This window comes from Herbaspirillum robiniae, assembly GCF_002213415.1.
Lineage (GTDB): Bacteria > Pseudomonadota > Gammaproteobacteria > Burkholderiales > Burkholderiaceae_D > Herbaspirillum > Herbaspirillum robiniae.
Map to the genome: position 1 here is coordinate 1097476 of NZ_NJGU01000001.1, position 23090 is coordinate 1120565.

General features: G+C 65.2%; 20 protein-coding genes. 1 reads left to right on the top strand and 19 read right to left on the bottom strand.

Features of this window, described 5'->3' with window-relative positions; translation table 11 throughout:
• Positions 1 to 7: 7 nt before the first annotated feature.
• The 6 genes from CEJ42_RS04855 to CEJ42_RS04880 form a co-directional block, all read right to left on the bottom strand.
• On the bottom strand, positions 8 to 670 hold the full coding sequence (locus CEJ42_RS04855) for a site-2 protease family protein (RefSeq protein ID WP_079215695.1): 663 nt from the start codon (positions 668 to 670) through the stop codon (positions 8 to 10).
• Positions 671 to 767: 97 nt separating this feature from the next.
• Positions 768 to 1403: an L-threonylcarbamoyladenylate synthase gene (locus CEJ42_RS04860; RefSeq protein ID WP_079215696.1), complete on the bottom strand. Its 636-nt coding sequence runs from the start codon at positions 1401 to 1403 to the stop codon at positions 768 to 770.
• Positions 1404 to 1479: 76 nt separating this feature from the next.
• Entirely contained in the window at positions 1480 to 2352 is an 873-nt protein-coding gene (gene htpX, locus CEJ42_RS04865) for a protease HtpX (RefSeq protein ID WP_079215697.1), read from the bottom strand.
• Positions 2353 to 2456: 104 nt separating this feature from the next.
• Positions 2457 to 3299, bottom strand: coding sequence for a 3',5'-nucleoside bisphosphate phosphatase (locus CEJ42_RS04870; RefSeq protein WP_079215698.1), 843 nt, complete (start codon positions 3297 to 3299; stop codon positions 2457 to 2459).
• A 145-nt stretch (positions 3300 to 3444) separates the two neighbouring features.
• The gene (locus CEJ42_RS04875; protein WP_079215699.1) at positions 3445 to 4350 is read right to left on the bottom strand and encodes an alpha/beta fold hydrolase; all 906 of its coding nucleotides are present in this window, start codon (positions 4348 to 4350) and stop codon (positions 3445 to 3447) included.
• A 77-nt stretch (positions 4351 to 4427) separates the two neighbouring features.
• Positions 4428 to 5444, bottom strand: coding sequence for a patatin-like phospholipase family protein (locus CEJ42_RS04880; RefSeq protein WP_088750157.1), 1017 nt, complete (start codon positions 5442 to 5444; stop codon positions 4428 to 4430).
• Between the two features lie 163 nt (positions 5445 to 5607).
• On the opposite strand from CEJ42_RS04880, the gene CEJ42_RS04885 reads away from it, so the two are divergent.
• A complete protein-coding gene (locus CEJ42_RS04885; RefSeq protein WP_079215701.1) occupies positions 5608 to 6204 on the top strand; it encodes an LOG family protein in 597 nt (198 codons plus the stop codon).
• A 104-nt stretch (positions 6205 to 6308) separates the two neighbouring features.
• On the opposite strand, the gene CEJ42_RS04890 is transcribed toward CEJ42_RS04885, so the two are convergent.
• The 13 genes from CEJ42_RS04890 to leuB all read right to left on the bottom strand — a co-directional run bounded on the left by CEJ42_RS04890 (position 6309) and on the right by leuB (position 23000).
• Positions 6309 to 7550 carry a cystathionine gamma-synthase family protein gene (locus CEJ42_RS04890; RefSeq protein ID WP_079215702.1) on the bottom strand — a complete coding sequence of 414 codons (1242 nt, stop codon included), beginning with the start codon at positions 7548 to 7550 and terminating at the stop codon, positions 6309 to 6311.
• A 165-nt stretch (positions 7551 to 7715) separates the two neighbouring features.
• Positions 7716 to 9236 (bottom strand): amidophosphoribosyltransferase, encoded by a 1521-nt coding sequence (purF, locus tag CEJ42_RS04895; protein WP_079215703.1) that lies wholly within the window; start codon positions 9234 to 9236, stop codon positions 7716 to 7718.
• A gap of 95 nt (positions 9237 to 9331) precedes the next feature.
• Complete coding sequence (locus CEJ42_RS04900; RefSeq protein WP_079215704.1) at positions 9332 to 9850, bottom strand: CvpA family protein; 519 nt, start codon at positions 9848 to 9850, stop codon at positions 9332 to 9334.
• Positions 9851 to 9881: 31 nt separating this feature from the next.
• Positions 9882 to 10856, bottom strand: a complete 975-nt coding sequence (locus CEJ42_RS04905) for an SPOR domain-containing protein (RefSeq protein ID WP_088750158.1) — start codon at positions 10854 to 10856, stop codon at positions 9882 to 9884.
• Positions 10857 to 10959: 103 nt separating this feature from the next.
• Positions 10960 to 12282 carry a bifunctional tetrahydrofolate synthase/dihydrofolate synthase gene (gene folC, locus CEJ42_RS04910; protein ID WP_079215706.1) on the bottom strand — a complete coding sequence of 441 codons (1323 nt, stop codon included), beginning with the start codon at positions 12280 to 12282 and terminating at the stop codon, positions 10960 to 10962.
• A gap of 96 nt (positions 12283 to 12378) precedes the next feature.
• Positions 12379 to 13248 (bottom strand): acetyl-CoA carboxylase, carboxyltransferase subunit beta, encoded by an 870-nt coding sequence (gene accD, locus CEJ42_RS04915; protein WP_077236336.1) that lies wholly within the window; start codon positions 13246 to 13248, stop codon positions 12379 to 12381.
• Positions 13249 to 13428: 180 nt separating this feature from the next.
• Positions 13429 to 14226, bottom strand: coding sequence for a tryptophan synthase subunit alpha (gene trpA, locus CEJ42_RS04920; RefSeq protein WP_088750159.1), 798 nt, complete (start codon positions 14224 to 14226; stop codon positions 13429 to 13431).
• An 82-nt stretch (positions 14227 to 14308) separates the two neighbouring features.
• The gene (gene trpB, locus CEJ42_RS04925; RefSeq protein ID WP_088750160.1) at positions 14309 to 15568 is read right to left on the bottom strand and encodes a tryptophan synthase subunit beta; all 1260 of its coding nucleotides are present in this window, start codon (positions 15566 to 15568) and stop codon (positions 14309 to 14311) included.
• A gap of 25 nt (positions 15569 to 15593) precedes the next feature.
• Complete coding sequence (locus tag CEJ42_RS04930; RefSeq protein ID WP_276329106.1) at positions 15594 to 16289, bottom strand: phosphoribosylanthranilate isomerase; 696 nt, start codon at positions 16287 to 16289, stop codon at positions 15594 to 15596.
• 40 nt (positions 16290 to 16329) lie between these two features.
• Entirely contained in the window at positions 16330 to 17268 is a 939-nt protein-coding gene (locus CEJ42_RS04935; protein WP_088750161.1) for a tRNA pseudouridine synthase A, read from the bottom strand.
• A 113-nt stretch (positions 17269 to 17381) separates the two neighbouring features.
• Positions 17382 to 20213 carry a motility hub landmark protein FimV gene (locus CEJ42_RS04940; protein WP_088750162.1) on the bottom strand — a complete coding sequence of 944 codons (2832 nt, stop codon included), beginning with the start codon at positions 20211 to 20213 and terminating at the stop codon, positions 17382 to 17384.
• A gap of 506 nt (positions 20214 to 20719) precedes the next feature.
• Positions 20720 to 21832: an aspartate-semialdehyde dehydrogenase gene (gene asd / locus CEJ42_RS04945; protein ID WP_079215711.1), complete on the bottom strand. Its 1113-nt coding sequence runs from the start codon at positions 21830 to 21832 to the stop codon at positions 20720 to 20722.
• 97 nt (positions 21833 to 21929) lie between these two features.
• Positions 21930 to 23000, bottom strand: coding sequence for a 3-isopropylmalate dehydrogenase (leuB, locus tag CEJ42_RS04950; protein WP_079215712.1), 1071 nt, complete (start codon positions 22998 to 23000; stop codon positions 21930 to 21932).
• Positions 23001 to 23090: the final 90 nt, after the last annotated feature.

Sequence of the window (23090 nt, forward strand, 5' to 3'; positions counted from 1 at the left end):
TGGCGGTTCAGCGGAGCAGGAACGTGATCGGGGAAAGAATCAGCTGCAGCAGCAGGCTGGCGGCATACATCACCGGCGCCATCCACCAGGTATAGATCACCTTGAGCAGCACCAGCGCCATCACGATGAAAAAGCCATACGGTTCGATCTGCGCAAATTTATACGCATATTTGTGCGGCAACAAGCTGGTGAGGATGCGCCCGCCGTCCAGCGGGGGAATCGGGAACAGGTTGAAGGCGAACATCACCAGGTTGGTCAGCACGCCGGCCTTGGCCATGAGCATGAAGAACTCTTCCTGCACGCCGCCGATGACCAGGGCGTAAATCACCAGCGTCCACAGCAGCGCCATGAAGAAGTTGGCGCCGGGCCCGGCCAGGGCCACCCAGGCCATGTCGCGCTTGGGCTTGCGCAGGTGTCCGTAGTTGATCGGCACCGGCTTGGCGTAGCCGAACAGGAAGGCGCCGCTGGTGGCGAAGTACAGCAGGATGGGGATCAGGATGGTGCCGAAGGGGTCGATGTGCTTGATCGGATTCAGGCTCATGCGCCCCATCGAATAAGCGGTATTGTCCCCGAAGAATTTCGCCGCATAGGCGTGCGCTGCCTCGTGCAGTGTGATGGCGAACAGGACGGGAAGCGCATACACCGCGACAGTCTGGATGAGATCGTTCATGGGCGGGATTTTATCAGAGGGGCAACTTTAGCCCCGGTGAATTCAAAAAACTTCGGTAAAACATGCCGGCGCCGGCATGACCGGCGCCGCTCCCCGCTCATGCCGCCTGCAGCCCGAACAGGCCGGCGTCTCCCCGGCCCTGGCGCACCAGCACCGGCTGGTCGTCGTCGGTCAGGTCGATCACGGTGGTCGGCTCCAGGCTGCAGGCGCCGCTGTCGATCACCAGCTCGATCTGCTTTTCCAGCTGGGCGCGGATGTCGTCGGCGTTGGTCAGCGGCAGCTCGTCGTCGGGCAGCATCAGCGTGGTGCCCAGAAGCGGCTGGCCCAGCTCCTCCAGCAGCATATGGGCGATGCGGTTCTCCGGCACGCGCAGGCCGATGGTCTTGCGCGACGGGTGCGACAGGCGGCGCGGCACTTCCTTGGTGGCTTCCAGGATGAAGGTATAGGCCCCCGGCGTGGCAGCCTTGAGCAACCGGTACTGGCGGTTGTCGACGCGGGCGTACTGGGCGATCTCGGACAGGTCGCGGCACAGCAGCGTCAGGTGGTGCTTGTCGTCCACGCCGCGGATGCGGCGCACGCGCTCGACCGCGTCCTTGTTGTCCAGCTGGCAGACCAGCGCGTAGCAGGAGTCGGTCGGCAAGGCCACCAGGCCGCCCTTGTGGATGATCTGCGCAGCCTGCTTGATCAGGCGCAGCTGCGGATTGTCGGGATGGATTTCAAAAAACTGGCTCATGACATCGTTTTCAACTCAGGTTCGAAAATGCAAAACGGCGGTGTCGCCACCGCCGTTTCCTGTCTGTACCGCTATTTTACCTTTGGCCGCGCAGCGCGGCGATGCGCTGCTCCAGCGGCGGGTGGGTGGAGAACAGCTCCATGATGCCCGGCTTGTCGCTGATTCCCAGGGCCGCCATGTTCTGCGGCAGGCCTTCCGGCGAGAAGCCGCCCAGGCGCGCCAGCGCATTGATCATCGGCTGCGGCGTGCCGAGCAGGCGCGCGGCGCCGGCGTCGGCGCGGAACTCGCGCTGGCGCGAGAACCAGGCCACGATGATGGAGGCGCCGATGCCGAACACGATCTGGCACACCAGCACGGTCACGGTATAGCCGATGCCCGGGCCCTGGTCGTTGTTACGGCGCAGCGCCGAGTCGACGAAGAAGCCGACCACGCGCGAGAGGAACACGACGAAGGTGTTCACCACGCCCTGGATCAGCGTCATGGTGACCATGTCGCCGTTGGCGATGTGCGCCACCTCGTGGCCCAGCACGGCCTCGACTTCGTCCTGCGTCATGCCCTGCAGCAGCCCGGTGGACACCGCCACCAGCGCGGAGTCCTTGAATGCGCCGGTGGCGAAGGCGTTCGGCTCGCCCTCGTAGACCGCCACTTCAGGCATGCCGATGCCGGCGCGCTGGGCCAGCTTGCCGACGGTCTGCACCAGCCAGGCTTCGGTGCCGTTGACCGGCGTTTCGATCACGCGCGCGCCGGTCGACCATTTGGCCATGGTCTTGCTCATCAGCAAGGAGATGATCGATCCGGTGAAGCCGACCACCAGCGAAAACACCAGCAGCATCGGCAGATTCAGGCCGGAGCGGGTGAGGAAGCGGTCGACGCCCAACAGCGACAAGATGACGCTCATCACGACCAGCACGGCAATGTTGGTGGCGATAAACAGCAAGATGCGTTTCATTGGGAAAACTCCTATCGGGAAAGTGGTTATTAGATAGGAATGCCGGGAGAAAAATCAAGGGTGAGCTTGCTTGGGCGGCCGCGCCGCGCATCGACGACGCCGCGTCAGAGATCCCAGTCGTGCCACACCGGCTTGACGCCCGCCGGCAGCGGCGGCAAGGCGCCCAGGTCCACGCGCGACTCGCCGGGACCGTGAAAATCCGACCCCATCGAGGCCAGGAAACCGTAGCTGCGCGCCACCTGCGCGTACTCCTCGTACTGCTCGGGCGTATGGCTGCCGGTGTTGACCTCGATGGCGGCGCCGCCCAGTTGCTTGAACTCGTCGAACAAGGCGCCGAACTGGGTCTGGGTGTACTTGTAGCGCCCCGGGTGGGCGATTACCGCCACGCCGCCGGCGCCGCGTATCCATTGCACCGACTCGGCCAGCGTGGCCCAGCGATGCGGCACGTAGCCCGGCTTGCCTTCGGTGAGGTAGTTGGCGAAGACTTCCTTGGTGTCGCCGCAGTGGCCGCACTCGACCATGTGGCGCGCGAAGTGGGTGCGCGAGATCAGGTCGGGATTGCCCACGTGCTTCAACGCGCCCTCGTAGGCGCCGCAGATGCCGACCTTCTCCAGCTCGCCGGAAATCTCGCGCGCGCGGCGTTCGCGGCCGTTGCGGGTGGCGGCCAGGCCGTCGACCAGGTTGCGGTCGGTTTCATCCACGCGCAGGCCGACGATGTGCACGGTCTGGTTGCACCAGGTCACCGAGATCTCGACGCCGCCGACATGCTTCATGCCCAGCGCCTGGGCCGCCTTGCGCGCGCGCGCCACTCCGCCCACCTCGTCGTGATCGGTCAGCGCCCACACGTTCACGCCGTTGGCGTGTGCGCGCGCGGCCACCTGTTCCGGCGGCAGCAGGCCGTCGGAGACGTTGGAATGGCAGTGCAGGTCGAACTTGAGCTGGGACATAGAGGTAGTGCGCGGTGACTCGGGCCGGTCGCTTGTGGCTGCCGCCGATCTCGGGCTGCATGACGGTTGCAAACGTTCCCATTCTACCGCGCATCGGGGCCCGCCGTTGCCGCGCGGGCGCCCTTGCAACACGCGGCCGGCGAACTCAGGCCGGCTGCGCCAGGAAGGATTCGATCATCTGCGCCAGCCGCTCCGGCTGGTCGTGATGCAGCATGTGACCGGCGTCGCCGATGAACTCCACCTGCGCCTTGGGGATGAAGGCGATGCGGCGGTCGATTTCCTCGCGCATCAGCGCGTGCTGGCCGAAGAAACGCCAGATGTCGCTGTCCTTCGCCTCGATCCACAGCACGGGCGCTGTGATGCGGCTCCAGCAGGCGGTCATCTCGTCGACGCGATAGAGGATGGGGCTGACCTGCTTGTGCGCCGGGTCGCCCAGGATCTGCCACAGGCCGGCCTCATCCTTTGCCGCCCAGTGCTGCGACAGGAAGGCGGCGCGCTCGTCGGACAGGCGGGCGTTGTTCTTCTGCAGCCGCGCGGCGACCTCGTCCAGCGTGTCGTAGCCGCGCATGAGCGGCCGATTCTTCACCTCGTCCATCCACTGCGCGAAACGCCCGGGCGCCTGCTCCGGCTTGGCCGAAGGCAGGCCCAGCCCTTCCAGGTTGACCAGGCGCCGGATGCGCTGCGGGCGCACGCCGGCGTACAGCGTGGCGACGTTGCCGCCCATGCTGTGGCCGACCAGGTCGATGGCGGCGTCGCCGGCGTAATGCTCGATGACGGCCTCAAGGTCGGCCAGGTAATCCGGGAACCAGTAGGAGTCCGAATGCGTGCGCTCGGTCAGCCCGAAGCCGCGCCAGTCGGGCGCGACCACGTGCCAGTCGCCCTGCATCGCGTCGACCATGAACTGGAACGAGGCCGATACGTCCATCCAGCCGTGCAGCATGAACAGCAGCGGCGCATCGGGATTGCCCCAGTGGCGTACGTGGTAGCGCAGGCCGCGCACCTGCAGGAATTCGGATCGGGATGGCTTGACGGGGGTGCCGCTCTGGCTCATTGCTGCCTCTTGTGAACTGCGATGGATGAAGCCGCAAAGTATAGACAAATTCGAACGACCGTGCGCGAACACATTGGCTATTGCAGGAACCGCCCGAGGTCGAAGGTCGAGGTCTGCCCCACCAGCGCGAAATTCTGCTCCAGCCATTCGCCGGCGCGCTCCCTGCCCTGCTGGTGCAGGCTGCGGATGAAGCTGGCCTGGGTATTGAGCTTGGAGAGATTGGTCAGCTGCTCCATCAGTTCGCTGGCGTCGATCATGTGCATGTTGAGCTGGCGCAGGCGGCGCTCCAGCGAACCGAAGGCCAGCGTGGAGTTCTCCGCCTCGCGCTTGGCCAGCGCCAGGCCCGACAGCTCGGTGAAGAAGGCCGAACTGAAGCTGATCTCCGACAGGCGCTGGCCGATGTCATGGCTGGTGGACGGCGTGCCGGCGCGCCGGCTGGGATGCAGCAGCACCACCATGACGTCGCGCGCGGCGCAGGAATGCAGCAGCGGGAAGATCGGCGGATTGGCGGTGAGGCCGCCGTCCCAGTAGGCTTCGCCGTCGATCTCGATGGGCCGGTGCAGCGAGGGCAGGCAGGCCGAGGCCAGAAGCGCCTCCACCGACAGCTCGCGGTTGCGGAAGATCTTCAGGGTGCCGGTGCTGACCTGGGTGGCGGCGATGAAGAGCTTGATCTCGCGCTGCTCGCGCAGGCGTTCGAAGTCGACCTGCTCGACCAGGATGTCGCGCAGCGGATTGATGTCCAGCGGATTCAACTGCGCCGGCGAAAAGAAGCGCGTCATCGCCAGCAACGCCTGCATGCCCGGCATGGGCGTGGGGTTGGGCATGGCGGGTGCGGCGTCGGGCTGGATGAAGTCGAACGGCTCGCGCGTGGACAGGCTGCTCCAGAAGCGCTCCAGCGAGGCACGCGCGCCTTCGCGGCCGTCCTGCACGTAGCCCTGCGCCATCACCGCGGCGTTCATGGCGCCGGCGGAGGCGCCGCTGATGCCTTCGAAACTCAGGCGGCCGTCCTCCAGCAGGCGGTCCAGCACACCCCAGGTGAAAGCGCCGTGCGAGCCGCCGCCCTGCAGGGCCAGACTGACGATCTTGTTTGGCATGATGTCCTTTCGACGGCGCCGGTCATCCGCATGTCACTGCGCAAGTTTATGCTGCACTGCACTATCATGGTATAACACACCAAGGGCCTGAGAAGGTTTTTATGCCAAGATAAAAACATCAGCTCAGCCATGCCATTGTAACGACGGATATTGCAGAGGAAACATGAAATCGATTTGCGTTTATTGCGGCTCCTCCCCCGGCGCCACCCCGGCCTACGCCGAAGCGGCGCGCAAGCTGGCCCAGGAGATGGTCAAGAACAACATCGCGCTGGTGTACGGCGGCGGCAACGTCGGCCTGATGGGCATCATCGCCAGCGAAGTGATGCGGTTGGGCGGCGAAGCCACCGGCGTCATCCCCAAGGCGCTGCTGGACAAGGAACTGGGCCACAACGGCCTGACCCGCCTGCACATCGTCAAGGACATGCACGAGCGCAAGGCCATGATGGCCGAGCTGGCCGACGGCTTCGTGGCCATGCCCGGCGGCATGGGCACGCTGGAAGAACTGTTCGAGGTGCTGACCTGGGCCCAACTGGGATTCCACTACAAGCCGATCTCGCTGTACAACGTGGAAGGCTTCTACAACAACCTGATCGCCTTCGTCGACCACCTGGTGTCGCAGCGCTTCGTCAGCAGCGACCAGTCCGGGCTGATGATGCACGAAGCCGATCCCGCCGTGCTGATCGAGCGCTTCAAGACCTTCCAGCCGACCTACAAGACCAAGTGGGCCGATCGCGAGGCGATTTCCAACCTGGTGCCCTGAGGCGCGCCCCTCCCGGCTCCTTGCCGGCCGGAGATGCAGAAAACAAAAAAGCCTGTGGCGCGTCACGCCACAGGCTTTTTTCATCGGTGGAGCCGCTCAGGCCATCAGGCGTCCAGCGCCTGGCGGAAATCCTCCACCAGGTCGTCGGTATCTTCCAGCCCCACCGACACGCGGATCAGCGACTCGGCGATGCCCATGCTGGCGCGGCGCTCGGCGCCCATCTCGTAGAAGATGGTGTGCGCCACCGGGATCACCAGCGTGCGCGTGTCGCCCAGGTTGCTGGTGGGGATCGCCAGCTTCATGCGGTTCAGATAGTCGAAGCAGTCGATGCCGTCCTTCAGCTCGAACGACATCAGGCTGCCGAAGGAGCGGAACAGCTCTTTGGACAACGCATGCTGCGGATGCGACTCCAGCCCGGGGTAGTACACCGCCGCCACGCGCTCGTCGGCTTCCAGCATCTGCGCCACCGCCAGCGCATTCTTGCATTCGCGCTCCTGGCGCAGCGCCAGGGTCTCGGCGCCCACCGCGATGTGATGCGCCGCCTCCGGCGCCAGCGACGCGCCGAAGTCGCGCAGCGCCTTGGCGCGCACCTGCGCCATGCCCCACTGCGGCGCCGGGTTCTTCTTGTAGTTGTCGGCGATGTGCGGATAGGTGCTCCAGTCGAATTCGCCGGTATCGGTCAGCGCCCCGCCCAGCGCGATGCCGTGGCCGCCGATGGACTTGGTCAGCGAATTGACCACCAGGCCCGCGCCCACCGACTTCGGCTGGAACAGGTAAGGCGAGGTCATGGTGTTGTCCACCACGTAGAGGATGCCGCGCGCGCGGCACAGCTCGCCGATGCGCTTCAGGTCCGCCACCTGGGTGCGCGGGTTGGCGATGGTCTCGACGAACACCATGCGCGTGGCCGGGGTGATCGCGGCCTCGACGTTCTTCACGTCGGTGGCGTCCACCATCGACACCTTGGCGCCCTGCGCGCCCACCGTCATCCACAGGCTGTTGGTGTTGCCGAACAGGAAAGCCGAGGACACCACATGATCGCCCTCGCGCAGCAGGCCCTGGACGATGGCGCCGATGGCGGCCATGCCGGTGGCGAAGCAGATGGTGGACTTGCCGCCTTCCATCTTGGTGATCTTGTCTTCCAGCGCCGACACCGTCGGGTTGCCCTGGCGGCCGTAGCGGTAGCCGGGCTGTTTGCCCTGGAACACTTCGGCCAGCTGGCGCGCGTCCTTGTAGCCGAAGGTGACCGAGGTGTGGACGGGCTTGTGCAGCGAGCCGTGCTCGATGTCCTTCTGGCGGTCGCTGTGCAGGATGGTGGTGGTGAAGCCGTAGGTCTTTTTATCGTTCATCGCGGGATCGGGAAATGCTGAAGTTGGGCCAGGCGCGTGCGCAACCATGGCCGATGGCGGAAAAACAAAATGATAAGCCAGTTTGGCCATGGCTGCGCCAATGAAAAACGCCGGCGCCGCATGAGCGGCGACCGGCGTTCTTTTCCGGCGATGCGCAGGACCGGATCAGTCCACGCGCGCCAGGTTCAGGTTCAGCTGCGAACGCACCACGTCTTCCAGCGCCGGCTTCGGGTTCTTGCGGGCGAACTCGATGCGGTCCAGGTATTCCTGGGTGATGTCGCCGGTGATGTAGTTGCCGTCGAAGCAGGATGCCTCGAAGTTCCTCAGCGCCGGGTTCATCTCGGAGATGGCGCGCTTCATCGCGTCCACGTCCTGGTAGACCAGGGCGTCGGCGGTGATTTCGCGGCAGATCTCTTCGTAGCTGCGACCGTAGGCGATCAGCTCGTCGCGGGTCGGCATGTCGATGCCGTAGACGTTGGGGTACTTCACCGGCGGCGCGGCCGAGGCGAAGATCACGTTCTTGGCGCCGGACTCGCGCGCCATCTGCACGATCTCGCGGCTGGTGGTGCCGCGCACGATGGAGTCGTCCACCAGCAGCACGTTCTTGCCCTTGAATTCGCTGCCGATGGCATTGAGCTTCTGGCGCACCGACTTACGGCGCAGCGCCTGGCCCGGCATGATGAAGGTGCGGCCGATGTAGCGGTTCTTGATGAAGCCTTCGCGGTACTCGATGCCCAGTTTCAGCGCCAGTTCCATGGCGGCCGGACGCGAGGAATCGGGGATCGGCATGACCACGTCGATCTCGCCGTGCTTGAATTCGCGGCGGATCTTGTCGGCCAGGAATTCGCCCATCTTCAGGCGGGTACCGTAGACCGAGGCGCCGTCGATCACCGAATCCGGACGGGCCAGGTAGACGTATTCGAAGGCGCAGGGGTTCAGCGTCGGATTCTCCGCGCATTGCTGGTTGTACAGCTTGCCGTCGGTGTCGATGAAGATCGCCTCGCCCGGATTGACGTCGCGCAGGAAGCGGAAGCCCATGCCTTCCAGGGCCACCGATTCGCTGGCCAGCATGTACTCGATGCCCTTGTCGCTCTCGTTGAAGCCCAGGCACATCGGACGGATGCCGTACGGATCGCGGAAGCCCAGCAGGCCGTAGCCGGCGATCTGCGCCACCACGGCGTAGGAGCCGCGCACGCGCTTGTGTACCATCGACACGGCCTTGAACAGCGTGGCCGGATCCAGCGAGTAGCCGGTGGTGGCCTGCTGCAGTTCGTGCGCCAGCACGTTCAACAGCACTTCGGTGTCGGAGTCGGTGTTGAGGTGGCGGCGATCGTTCTTGAACATCTCGATCTTGAGCTGTTCCGTGTTGGTCAGGTTGCCGTTGTGCGCCAGGATGATGCCGAACGGTGCGTTGACGTAGAACGGCTGTGCTTCTTCCTCGGAGGAAGAGCTGCCCGCGGTCGGGTAGCGCACCTGGCCGATGCCGGTGTTGCCGGGCAGCGAGCGCATGTTGCGGGTGCGGAACACGTCGCGCACCAGGCCGTTGGCCTTGTGCATCGAGAAACCGGCGTGGTGGTTGGTTGCAATGCCCGCCGCATCCTGGCCGCGGTGCTGCAGCAGCAGCAGCGCGTCGTACAGCATTTGGTTGACGGGGCTATGAGAGACGATACCGACGATGCCACACATGGTGGACTCCTAACGAAAACGAAAAACGAAAACGAACCGCTACTGCAAACATCGACCGATGTGCCCTGCCCTTGTGGGGCAGAGCCCGACGGGGCTCAAACTTCAGACGGCATGGCCGGCGGCGCGGAAAAACTCACATGCTCCGCAAACTTGCCAGGAAGGAAAGGCATCACGGCCATCGCTCCCTGCTCCACCAGCGGACTCAGCGTCGCATCTTTCCAGAACGGCTGCTGCGGGATCGAAGTCGTGCCGCACAGCAAGGCCGCCGCCACGACGATCAGCACGCCGCGCGCCACGCCGAATACGCTGCCCAATCCTCTGTCGACCAGCGTCAGTCCGCTGGCCTTGATCAATTCGCTCAATGTCCTCGATACCAGCGCCATCAACAGCCGCGTACCGATGAACAAGGCGATGAACGCCACAATCAGTCGTGTCGATTCGCCCGGAATCATTTCCGGCAACATCGTCGCCAGCGCCTCGCCATAGGCGTTAGCCACCACCAGCGCCACCACCCAGCTGGCCAGCGAGAGCACTTCCCGCACAAAGCCGCGCAGGGTGCCGATGATCACCGAACAGGCCATCACCAGCAGCACCAGGTAGTCAAAGATCGTCACGATGACAATATGGAGCTATCGGAGATCAAATTCAAGCCGGAACAATGGTGGCATTCAGGCCCAGTTTCTTGATACGGGCGCCCATCTTCTCCGCTTCGTCGCGGCTGCCGAAGGGGCCGACGCGGATGCGCGTGCGGTCGCCGCCCTGGGTCGCGATCTTCTGCGTAAAGGAATGGATGCCGGCGCCGCTGAGCTTGTTGCGCAGTTCGTTCACCTTGTCCTGGGTCGCCAGCGCGGCCACCTGGATCACGAACTTGCCGCCGGCGGCCGCCGGTTTCTTGTCGGCCGCGGCCGGCGCCGCCGATCCCGCGTTCGACTTGCCTTCCAGAATCGCCAGCGCGCGCGCCGAATCCTCGCCGTGCTGCTCGGCGGCCTTGGGCTTGGGCGTTTCCTTCTTGGGCGCTTCCTTCTTCGGTTCTTCCTTGTGTTCGGTGACCGCAGGCTTTTTCTCTTCCGGCTTGGCGGCGGGCTTTTCAGCCGGCTTGGGCTGGGCCGGCGGCGCCGCGGGCGCAGTCACTGCAGGCACAGGCGCCGGGGCCGCCACGGCGGGCGCCGGATTGACGCTGGCCGGCTCGACGATTTCTTCCTTCTGGTCCAGCGCCGAGGACGCCGAGGCCAGCTTGGCGGTGTCGGCCGCCGGTTGCGCGCCGGTAGCGGCGGCGCTGGTGGCCGGCTGGTCCTTGGACGGGATCTGGATCGCGATATCCTCGTTCAACGGCTTGGGCTCGGAATCCAGGATCATCGGCAACACGATGACCACCGCCAGCGCCAGAGCGACCGCGCCGATCAGGCGGCGACGCGCGCGTTTCTTTTCCGGCAACAGCGGATCGGCGCCGGCATCCTTGCCGGCCTTGCCGCGGCCGCCCGCGGCGCGGCCGGACGTATTGGCGGCGCGGCTGCTGCGGGTGCGCAACGCGGAAGATTGCTCGTCGGAACGCGAACGGAATTCGCCTTGGTCTGAAGCAGATTCCTGCTTGTTTTTACGGAAAAGCGAGAACAAGCCCATGCGGAGTCGAATTGAATTGATCTGAATGTCTTGAAAAACTGCCTGGCAAATCAGGTCCTGGCGCCGCCGGGCGCGGATGCCGGCTCCGAAATTCGGCTGTGGATCAGTGCAAACCCGGGCGGCGCGCCTGCATGACGCCGGCCACGGTAAGGAAGGATCCGAAAACCACAATTCTATCATTCTCCCCTGCTCTGCTCAGGGCATTTGCGTAGGCGGCCGCGGGCGTATCGAAGGTTTCGATGCTGCGCGCTGCGTCACGCCTGAACTCCGGCTCGACGCCGGCGCCCAGGAGCGTCTCCTTGAGCTGTTGCGCGGTGGCCGCGCGCGGCAGCGGCAGGTCGGTCACGCACCAGTGGTCGATCTTGTCCTTCAGGTGGCCGATGACGCCTTCGATGTCCTTGTCCAGCATGGAGCCGAACACCGCGTAGGTGTAGGGATGGAAGCCCATGTTGTCGAGATTCTGCGCCAGCGTGGCGGCCGCATGCGGATTGTGCGCCACGTCCAGGATCACCAGCGGCTGGCCCGGCAGCACCTGGAAGCGTCCCGGCAGCTCCACCGTCGCCAGGCCCGTGCGCACTTCCTGCGCGCCCACCGGCAGCACTTCGCGCAGCGCTTCGAGCGCGGCCAGCGCGGCCGATGCATTCAGGATCTGGTTGGCGCCGCGCAAGCTGGGATAGGCTAGCGAATTGCGGCGCATGCCGCGCCCGCCGTAGGCCCACTGCTGCTTGTCGCCCTGGTAGTTGTAGTCGCGTCCCATCAGCCACAGATCGGCGCCGATCTTCTCGGCATGGTCGATCAGCGACTGGGGCGGCACGGGGTCGCCGCACACGGCGACACGGCCGGGACGGAAGATGCCGGCCTTCTCGAAACCGATCTTCTCGCGCGTGTCGCCCAGGTATTCGGTATGGTCGATGTCGATGCTGGTGACGATGGCGACATCGGCGTCGACCACGTTGACCGCGTCCAGGCGGCCGCCCAGGCCGACTTCCAGGATCACCACGTCCTGCTTCGCATCGGCCAGCAGCTTCATGATGGCCAGGGTGGTGAATTCGAAATAGGTCAGCGAGACCTCGCCGCATTCGATGCGCCGTGCTTCCACCTCGTTGAAGGCGGCGATCAGCTGGGCGTCGCTGGCCATGTCGCCGCTGATGCGGGCGCGCTCGTTGAAATGCAGGAAATGCGGCTTGATGTAGAGGCCGACGCGATAGCCGGCGCGCATCAGGATCGACTCCAGCATGGCGCAGGTCGAGCCCTTGCCGTTGGTGCCGGCCACCATGATGACCGGGCAGTCGAACTTGATGTCGAGCTTTTCCTTGACCTGCATGACGCGGTCCAGGCCCATGTCGATCTGCTTGAAATGGCGCTGTTCCAGCAGGGCCAGCCATTCATTCAGGGTGGAGGGAGTCTGGGATGCTTGCGAGGTCATGGCACGTCTCGGTCTTAAGGCAACTGCACGGAAAAACAGAAAAAACAAAGCCCGGATTTGCCGTCCAGCAAATCCGGGCCTGAAGTATACCGCGTATCAGGAAACGGTTTCGGCCGCCTGGTTTTGCAGCAGGGCCAGCAGACGGGCGATTTCCTCGCGCATCTTGCGGCGGTCGACGATCATGTCGATGGCGCCCTTGGTCACCAGGAACTCGGCGCGCTGGAAGCCTTCCGGCAGTTTCTCGCGCACCGTGTTCTCGATCACGCGCGGGCCGGCGAAGCCGATCAGCGCCTTCGGTTCAGCCATCACCACGTCGCCCATGAAGGCGAACGAAGCCGACACGCCGCCCATGGTGGGGTCGGTCAGCACGCTGATGAAGGGCAGTTTCTTTTCCGACAGCTTGGTCAGCATGGAGGTGGTCTTGGCCATCTGCATCAGCGACAGCAGGCCTTCCTGCATGCGGGCGCCGCCGGTGGCGGTGATGCAGATGAAGGGAACCTTCTGTTCCAGCGCCGCCTGCGCGCCGCGGGCGAAACGCTCGCCGACCACGGAGCCCATGGAGCCGCCCATGAATTCGAATTCGAAGCAGGCCACCACGACCGGCAGGGTCATGATCGCGCCGCCCATGACCACCATGGCGTCGGTTTCGCCGGTGGATTCCATGGCGTCCTTCAGGCGGTCGGGGTACTTCTTGCTGTCCTTGAACTTCAGGGTATCGACCGGCAGGGCTTCCTGGCCGATCTCATAGCGGCCGCCCTCGTCGAGCAAAGCGTCGAGACGAGCACGGGCGCGGATGCGCATGTGGTGGCTGCACTTGGGGCAGACGTGGAGATTGGATTCCAGGTCGGTACGGTAAAGCACTGCTTCGCAGGAGGGGCACTTGACCCACAAGCCTTCCGGGATAGCCTTGCGGCTGGTGGATCCGCGTTGAATCTGGGGTGGCAATAACTTCTCAAGCCAGCTCATAGAGTCCTCATCATTTTTTCCGGTGGCGCATTGTACCAGAGCCCGCCAGCGGCGGAAGTAAAGCGGGCTCAAGCTTGCCCGACGGCAATTTACCGTCCTGTCGGCCGGATCCGGAGTACAAAGATTATCAAAAAAGAAAGCCTCCGGCGCACGCCGGAGGCCTCATGGCGCGGCGCCAGATCAGGAGTCGAGCGCCTGGCGGATCTCCGCCACAAACGCCTGCACCGCGTCGCAAGCCTTGGCCGGCGGGGTGTTTTCCAGCTCCGAGATGATGCGGCTGCCGATCACCACGGCGTCCGCCGCCGCGCCCACCGCCTTGGCGGTCGCGCCGTCGCGGATGCCGAAGCCCACGCCGATGGGCAGCTTGACGTGCTTGCGGATGGCGGCGATGCGCTCGGCCACTTCGGCGGTATCGATATTGCCGGCGCCGGTCACGCCCTTCAACGACACGTAATAGGAGAAGCCGCTGCTGACCGCGGCCACCTGGCGAATGCGCTCTTCGCTCGAGGTCGGCGCCAGCAGGAAGATCGGATCCATGCCGTTGGCCTGCATCTTCTGCGCGAACTCCTCGCACTCTTCAGGCGGATAGTCGACCACGATGGTGCCGTCCACGCCCGCCTCCTTCGCCGCGGCGATGAAGGCATCGACGCCGAAGCGTTCGATCGGGTTGGCGTAGCCCATCAGCACCACCGGCGTGGTGGTGTTGGTCTTGCGGAACTCGCGCACGTAGCCGAGCACGTCGCGGGTGCTGATGTTGAACTTGAGCGCGCGCTCGCAGGCGCGCTGGATCACCGGGCCTTCGGCCATCGGGTCGGAGAACGGCACGCCGAGCTCGAGGATGTCGACGCCGCCGGCCACCAGCGCGTGCAGCAGCGGCACGGTCAGTTCCGGCGCCGGGTCGCCGGCGGTGATGAAGGTGATCAGGGCCTTGCGTTTCTGCTCGGCCAGCTTGGAGAAAGTCGGTTGGATTCTGGACATGATCTTTGCGTGTTCTGGTGTTGTTCAGGCTGCAAGCCCGCCGGACACGCCGGCGGGCTCCCGTATCGCATCGGCCGGGGACTCAGCCCTGGCGCTGCTGCACGGTATGCATGTCCTTGTCCCCGCGGCCGGACAGGTTGGCCAGTACGATCTTATCCTTGGGCAGCGAAGCCGCCAGCTTGGCGGCGTAGGCCAGCGCATGGCTGGACTCCAGCGCCGGAATGATCCCTTCGATGCGGCAGCAGGTGTTGAACGCCTTCAGCGCCTCGTCGTCGGTGATGCACTCATAGCTGGCGCGGCCGCTGTCCTTCAGCCACGCGTGCTCCGGGCCCACGCCCGGATAGTCGAGGCCGGCCGAGACCGAGTGGGTCTCGATGATCTGGCCGTTCTCGTCCTGCAGCAGGTAGGTGCGGTTGCCGTGCAGCACGCCCGGCGAGCCCAGCGTCAGCGAGGCCGAGTGGCGGCCGGAGTCCAGGCCGTCGCCGGCGGCTTCCACGCCGACCAGCTTGACGTCCTTGTAATCGATGTAGGGATAGAAGATGCCCATGGCGTTGGAGCCGCCGCCCACCGCCGCCACCACGTAGTCGGGCTGGCGCGAGGCGATCTCGGGCATCTGGACGATGCACTCGTTGCCGATCACGGACTGGAAGTCGCGCACCATCATCGGGTAAGGATGCGGGCCGGCCACGGTGCCGATGATGTAGAAGGTCGACTCGACGTTGGTGACCCAGTCGCGCATGGCTTCGTTCAAGGCATCCTTGAGCGTCTTGGAGCCCGACTCCACCGGCACCACCTTGGCGCCCAGGAGGTTCATGCGGTACACGTTCTGCAGCTGGCGCTTCACGTCTTCGCTGCCCATGTAGACGATGCACTCCATGCCGAAGCGCGCGCAGATGGTGGCGGTGGCCACGCCGTGCTGGCCGGCGCCGGTCTCGGCGATGATGCGCTTCTTGCCCATGCGCTTGGCCAGCAACGCCTGGCCGATCACGTTGTTGATCTTGTGGGCGCCGGTGTGGTTCAGGTCTTCGCGCTTGAAGTAGATCTGCGCGCCGCCGGCCAGCTCCGACCAGCGCTTGGCGTGGTACACCGGGCTCGGACGGCCGACGAAGTGCTTCAGTTCGGTATGGAACTCGGCCAGGAACTGCTCGTCGTTCTGGTAGTGCGCATAGGCTTCGCGCAGCTCGGTCAGCGCCAGCGTCAGCGTCTCGGCGGCGAAGCTGCCGCCGTAGGGGCCGAAGTGGCCGCGCGAGTCCGGCAGGTTGTAAGGCGCCGACTGGTGCAGGGCGGCGGGTGCAATGGCTTGACGCTCGGCGAAGTTGCCGAGCGGATTCAGTTCTTTCATGGAAATCCTCTGTACAGGTTGCGCGCTACGCTTGCGTAGCATCCGCCAGGCGAACCGCGCCGATGAAGGCGCTGATCTTGGCGGCATCCTTGATGCCCTTGGACGCCTCGACACCACTGCTGATGTCGACCGCGTAGGGGCGAACGCCAGCCACCGCCTCAGTGGCGTTGTGTACGCTCAAGCCACCACTCAAAACGGCCCGAGGCGCGAGTTCTTTTGGAATGACTGACCAATCGAAAGCCTTTCCGCTGCCGCCGTACTGCTCGACCAGGGTGTCGAGCAGCAGCCCGTTGAAGAACGGGCTGGCAGAGCGATATTGAAGCTCGTATTCTAGCAAATCGTCGGGCCGTGTAGCGCTGCCGATGCGCGCGGCGCGCATGAAGGGGCGCACCACGGCGGCGGCAATCTCCGCGCACTGCTGCGGCGTCTCGTCGCCGTGGAATTGCAGCAGGGTCAGCGGCGCCGCCGCCAGCACCGCCCTCACCTCGTCGACCGTCGGATTGACGAACAAGCCCACCGTGCTCACGAACGGCGGCACCGTCGCCGCCAGCTCGGCCGCGCGCTGCGCCGTGACGTAGCGCGGGCTCTTGGGATAGAACACGAAGCCGATCGCATCGGCCCCGGCCTGCACGGCGGCGGCCACATCCTCTTCGCGGGTCAGGCCACAGATCTTGATTCGGGTACGTCGGGTCATGTCGCTGGCACCTGCGGTAGTTGTCATTTATTCCATCGATTCCATCTTCAGCCGAATGCGCGCCGGCTTACAGCCACGGCCACGACCGGTTCTCCTGCGGCAGCGCCCAGACGTCAGGATAGTCGACCCGCGCCAGGTACAGGCCATCGGGCATGAAGGTCGGCGCCGCACGGCTGCGATCGCGCGCGGCCAGCACCTCGGCCACCCATTCCGGCCCCTGGTTGCCGTTGCCCACCACGATCAGCGAGCCGACGATGTTGCGCACCATGTGATGCAGGAAGGCATTGGCCTTGAGCGTGAAGACGATCATGTCGCCATGGCGGCGCACGGTGATGCTTTCCATCTTGCGCACCGGCGACTTGGCCTGGCACTCCACGGCGCGAAAACTGGTGAAATCGTGCTCGCCGATCAGGTGCTGCGCGGCGCGATGCATGCGGTCGGCATCCAGCGGCCGGAAGGTCCAGCCGGCCTTGCCGGCCAACAGCGGCGAGCGCACCGGATGGTTGTACAGCACGTAATGGTAGGTGCGCGCCACCGCCGAAAAGCGCGCGTGGAAACCGAACTGCGCCAGCATCGACGCCTGCGCGCGATCGGCGCCGTGGACTTCGGGCACCTGGGCCGAGGCCGTCATCGACGACGCGATGGCCGCATCGTCCACATACGGCAGCTCACAGGCCCAGCGCACCGCGATGGTCGGCGGCAGGAAAGCATTGGTGCCGCGCACCCAGGAGAACAGGTCGCGCGCGATCGGGGTATCGAAATGCACCACCTGCTCCAGCGCATGCACGCCGGAGTCGGTGCGGCCGGCGCAGGTGGTGGCGACGGGGCCTTGGGTGAAGCGCTGCAGCGCCGCCTCCAGCTGGTCCTGCACGGTCTGCCGGTGCGGCTGGGTCTGCCAGCCCTGCCACTGCGAGCCGTCGTATTGCACGCCCAGCGCCACGCGGCGCAAGGTGGGGGCGTCGCCTGCGGCGCTCTGGGAAGCTGCTTGTCCTGATGTATCTGTCATTGCCGGTTGTGCGTTGCTGTCGGTCCTTGCGGCGCCGGTTTTCCGATGCCGAAAAGCAAAGCGGGCGCCTCATGCGAGGCGCCCGCGAGAGACTGCTATTGTAATCGCTGCGCTCAGGAGAGCGTGGCCAGCATGTCCTTGGCCCGTGCCACCTGGCCATCGTTGCCGCCGCGCATGACCTCTTCCAGCAATTCGCGCGCGCCTTCCTTGTCGCCGATTTCCTGATAGGCGGCCGCCAGATCGAGCTTGGTGGTCATCTCGGCTTCGAAGGCCGATTCCTCGTCCTCTTCCAGGATGTTGGCCGCCGACGGCTGGGCCGGCGCTTCGTCCGGCAGGCTCAGGTCGAGGTCGGACAGGCTCATCGCCGGTTCGTCGTCGCCATCGTCAAGCAGGGCTGAAGCCGAAGCCGCAGCAGACGCCGCAGGCAGGATAGGCTCGTCGTCGGCCGGCTTGGCGCCGTTTTCCAGGTCGAGGTCGAAATCGATGTCCTTGCCCAGGTCCACGGCCGGAGCGGCGGGAGCCTCTCCCGGCTGGATCTCGGCGCCCTTGAAGTCGCTGAGGTCGAACTCCATGGCCGGCTCTTCCGGTTCCGGTTCGGGCGCCGGCGGTTCGGGCGGCTTGCCGCCGTACAGCGGATTGGTCGGGTCGAGCTCGAAACCGAGGTCGGCCGCCTTGGCCCAGGCCTCGTTGAGGCCGCCGGACAACTGGTGCAGATCCGCCGCCACCTTGTTGAAGTTGGAAACGTCGCCGCGCTTGGCGTAGATCTCCAGCAACTTGGAATGCAGGGCCTGGCGTTCGGGCTGCGTCTGCAGCGCCAGCTTCAGGATGTCCTCGGCCTGCTCGTCGCGGCCATAGGCGATATACATGTCGGCCTCGGCGATCGGGTCGACCTGGGTTTCCTCGGCCGGCTCTTCGACGACGGCGGCAACGGCAGGCGCAGCGTCAGCCGGCGCTTGCTCTGCCGGCGGCTCTTCGGTGGCCGGCTCTTCCGCTACGGCGACTGCGGCAGCTGCTGCGGCTGGAGCCGCGGGCGCAGGCTCAGGCTCCGCGGCTTTTTCGCCGGCGGGTTCTTCCGCCTTCTTCTTGCGGCGGCGCACGGCAACCACCCCGGCGCCGGCCACCAGCAGGGCCGCAACCGCGCCCACGCCGGCCAGCACGTAGGGATTCTGGGTCAGGCTCTCAAAGAAGCTCTGCGGCGCCGCCGGTTTTTCGGCAGGCTTGGCGGCCGCAGGCGGCGTCATCGGGGCCGGCGTCGGCGCTGCAGGCGCGGGAGCTGCCGGTGCAGGGGCCGGCGCAGCGGCGGCGGGTTCGGCCGGCTTGTCTTCCGGCTTGGCCTCGGCGGCGGCAGCCGGTTTCTCTTCGGCCGCAGGTGCCTGGGCCGCCTTGGCGGCGTCGGCGTCCTTCTGCTGCGCGGTCAGGTCGGCGATGGTCTTGTTCTTCAGCTCAAGCAATTTCTGCAGGTCGCCGACGTTCTTTTCCAGCTCCTTCACGCGGTCGTTGGCCTCGGCCATCGCGCGCTCGGTCGCGGCCTTGTCTTCGGCGGCGCCGGCGTTGCCCGCGCTGCCCTTGTTGCGGTTGGCGCGCGACAGCTCAAGGCGATCGCGGGCCGATGCCGATCCCGAACGCTCTTCCACTCGCGTGGTGATCTTGCCGCCGCCGCTCTGGCCTTCGGCGCCGGGCTTGCGCGCCGGCGCGTTGGCGACCTGCGAGGCCAGCTTGTTGCGATAGGCGTTGAAGTCCTGCGCCTGCGCCACCACCATGCCGTGGGCTTCGCCCTGGTCGACGGCGGCCGCGGTCGGCTGGTCGGGAATGGCCAGCGTGCTGCCCGAACGCAGGCGGTTGATGTTCTTGCCCATGAAGGCATCGGGATTGGCGCGATACAGCGCAATCAGCATCTGGTCCAGCGAGACATTGGCCTGCTTGTTGCGCGTGGCGATGCCGGCCAGGGTGTCGCCCTGCTTGACGCGGTAATCGGCCACCTTGCCGCCTGCGGCAGGCGCCATAGCGGCCGGCGCGGCGGGACGGCTGACTTCGCCGGAAGCGCTCTGCCCGGCTGCCGGCGGCGCCGCGGTCGGGCTGGCCGACGCGGGCGTGCTGTCCGGCGCGGCCTGCTGGCGGCGGATGAGTTCCTCGGCCAAGGCCGACGGCGCCGGACGCTGGACGATGGTGGTCGCGGGTTCTTCGCCGCTGACCGGAATCGGGGCGCTGGCCGCGGGTGCAGCGGCAGGTGCAGCAGGCGTAGGTGCAGGAGCGGCAGGCGCAGGTGCTGCGGCGGCCGGAGCCGGAGCCGGAGCCGGAGCAGGTGCGGGAGCAGGCGCTGCAGGAGCGACCGGCGCCGGAGCGGGAGCCGCCTCTTGCGGTGCAGGTGCAGGCGCTGGCGCAGGCGTTGCTGCCGGGGCAGCCGGAGCCGGAGCAGCCGATGCGGCCGGCGGCGCGTTGTTGGCAGGAGCTGCCTCGCCGCCCTTGGCGACCGGCGCATTCGGCGTCAGCGGCGCCACCTGGGCGTTGCGCGGCGACTTGCTGTCGGCCGGATCCAGCAGGAAGGTGTACTCGCGCACCAGCTTGGAGTCGCCCGCGGACAGCTCAAGCAGCAGATCGACGAAGGGATCGCTCACCGGCTGCGAGGAACTGATACGGATGAAATGGCGTCCCTGGCGCTGCTCGACGGCGAAGGCCAGCGAAGACAGCACCGGGTTGTAGTCGACGTTGGCGCGGCTGAAGGCCTCGGCCGAGGCCAGCTTGGCAGAGAGCTTGCCCGCCTCTTCCGCGCTCACCGCGGTCACCTCGATCTCGGCGCGCAGCGGCTGGCCCAGCGAAGACAGCACGGTCAGCTTGCCCAGGCTGGCGGCATGGGCGCCCAGGGGGACGGCCAGTGCGAGCGCCAGCGCGGCGCTGAGTTTCTTGATCTGGGACAGAGGAAGCTTCTTGTTGGTATTCAGAGGCATGTTTTATATGGCGTAGAGAAACGTTCCGCTAAGAACCCGTCACGCTTATTGTTTAATTGAAGCCGTGAGTGGGGGCATATGCCGCTCGGATCCGGAAACCGCCGGATCCGGCGCTGCTCTCTGCCCATCGGCCGTTCCGCCGGGAACGCGCCTCTCGCAGGGTCCGAAGAGCCAGACTGCAGACCCATTTCATCAAATCCAGCAAATCCCGCCCTTGGTCCGCTACGCCGCCGATGGCGCGACCGGATGCTGGTAGTCGCCGCCTGGCAGACATGCAAGCCGTATTTTGTTGGCTTTCATGAAATGAATTGGATTTTCAACTTTTATCATCAAGAACTTACACCCGCAAGTGTAACCAAGTTCTCAAGACGAACAAAACCCGCCAGCAGCCACATGAGTGGCCGGTGGCGGGCTATTGTTGCAGACTGACAACGATGTAGGCAAGCCTTATTCGCATTCAGCCCGCGCAGAGCGATGCCGCCCGGAAAACTTTCCGGGCGCTCGCATTACGCCAGGTTGCCCAGGATGATGCGCAGCATGCGGCGCAGCGGCTCGGCGGCGCCCCACAGCAGCTGGTCGCCGATCACGAACGCGGAGATGTATTCCGGTCCCTGGTTCAGCTTGCGCACGCGGCCCACGCCGATTTCCAGGCCGCCGGTGACCGCCGCCGGCGTCAGTTCCTTGACGGTGACTGCACGCTCGTTGGGAACCCACTTCACCCACTGGTTGCCGGAGCGGATGATCGATTCGATCTCCGACAGCGGCAGGTCGCGCTTCAACTTGATGGTCAGCGCCAGGCTGTGGCAACGCATCGCGCCGATACGCACGCACAGGCCGTCGACCGGAATGATCTTCTCGTTGCCGAGGATCTTGTTGACTTCGGCCTGGCCCTTCCACTCTTCCTTGGACTGGCCGTTTTCCAGCTGCGCGTCGATCCAGGGGATCAGGCCGCCCGCCAGCGGCGCGCCGAAGAACTCGGTCGGCACGTCTTCGCGGATGGTCTTGGCCACTTTGCGGTCGATGTCCAGGATGGCCGACGAGGGCGTCGCCAGTTCATCGGCCACGGCCGCGTTGATGACGCCCATGCCCTTCAACAGCTCGCGCATGTGGTTGGCGCCGCCGCCGGAAGCGGCCTGGTAGGTCATGGAGCTGACCCACTCGACCAGGCCTTCCTTGAACAGGCCGCCCACGCCCATCAGCAGGATGGAGTTGGTGCAGTTGCCGCCGATGTAGTTCTTCACGCCACGGGCCAGCGCGTCCTTGATGACATTGTTGTTGACCGGGTCCAGCACGATCACGGCGTCATCCTTCATGCGCAGGGTCGAGGCGGCGTCGATCCAGTAACCGTCCCAGCCGGAAGCACGCAGCTTCGGGAAGATCTCGGTGGTGTAGTCGCCGCCCTGCGCGGTAATGATGATGTCGCATTTTTTCAGCTCTTCAATGCTGTTGGCATCTTTCAGCGTCGTTGCCGTTTTGGCAAACGACGGCGCTTTGCCGCCTGCATTCGAAGTCGAGAAAAACACCGGTTCGATGTGATCGAAATCACCCTCGTCCTGCATGCGTTGCATCAGGACCGAACCCACCATTCCACGCCAGCCTACCAAACCTACCAGTTTCATCATCTTTCCCTATTGAGTACTTCCATGGTTATCAACGTCGATTGAACACATTTGCCGGACCATCCGGCGAGCAATCCGCCCGCAGGCGGAATTGTCCTTAACCGAGGGCCTTGACCACCGCCTCGCCCATCTGCTGGGTGTTGACCTTGGTGGTACCCTCTTCGTAAATATCGGCGGTGCGCAGGCCTTGCGCAAGCACTTTCTTCACGGCGTTTTCGATACGGTCGGCCTGCTCCGCCTTGTTCAGCGAGAAGCGCAGCATCATCGCCGCCGACAGGATGGTCGCCAGCGGATTGGCGATGCCACGGCCGGCGATGTCCGGCGCCGAACCGTGCGAAGGCTCGTACAGGCCCTTGTTGTTGGCGTCCAGCGAAGCCGACGGCAGCATGCCGATGGAACCGGTCAGCATCGCGGCGGCGTCCGAGAGGATGTCGCCGAACATGTTGCCGGTGACGATCACGTCGAAGTTCTTCGGCGCCTTGACCAGCTGCATGGCCGCGTTGTCCACGTACATGTGCGACAGCTCGACGTTCGGATATTCCTTGCCGACTTCGCTCACGATGTCCTTCCAGAACTGGAAGGTTTCCAGCACGTTGGCCTTGTCCACGCTGCACAGGCGACCGCCGCGCTTGGCCGCGGCCTGGAATGCCACGTGCGCGATGCGGCGGATTTCCGGTTCCGAATAGCGCATGGTATCAAATCCTTCGCGGGCTCCCTTGAAAGGACCGTCCGGCGCTTCGCGCATGCCGCGCGGCTGGCCGAAATAGATGTCGCCGTTGAGCTCGCGCACGATCAGGATGTCCAGGTTGGCCACCAGCTCGGGCTTCAGCGACGAAGCGCCGGTCAGTTCCGGATAGCAGATCGCCGGACGGAAGTTGGCGAACAGCTGCAGGTGCTTGCGCAAACCCAGGATGGCCTGCTCCGGGCGCAGCGCGCGCTCGAGCTTGTCGTACTTCCAGTCGCCCACCGCGCCGAACAGGATGGCGTCGGCTTCCTTGGCCAGCTTCAGGGTGCCGTCCGGCAGCGGATGGCCGTGCGCCTCATAGCCGGCGCCGCCGACCGGGGCGGTTTCCATTTCGAAGGTTTCGCCCAGCGAATTCAGGACGCGGACCGCCTGGTCGACGATTTCAGGACCGATGCCGTCACCCGGCAGGATAGCAATCTTCATGGCACTCTCTTTTCTCAGGATGGTTCAAAGGTGATGAATGGTTATGAACGACAAGGGCGGTCATCTGACCGCCCTCTGTTTTGCTTTACT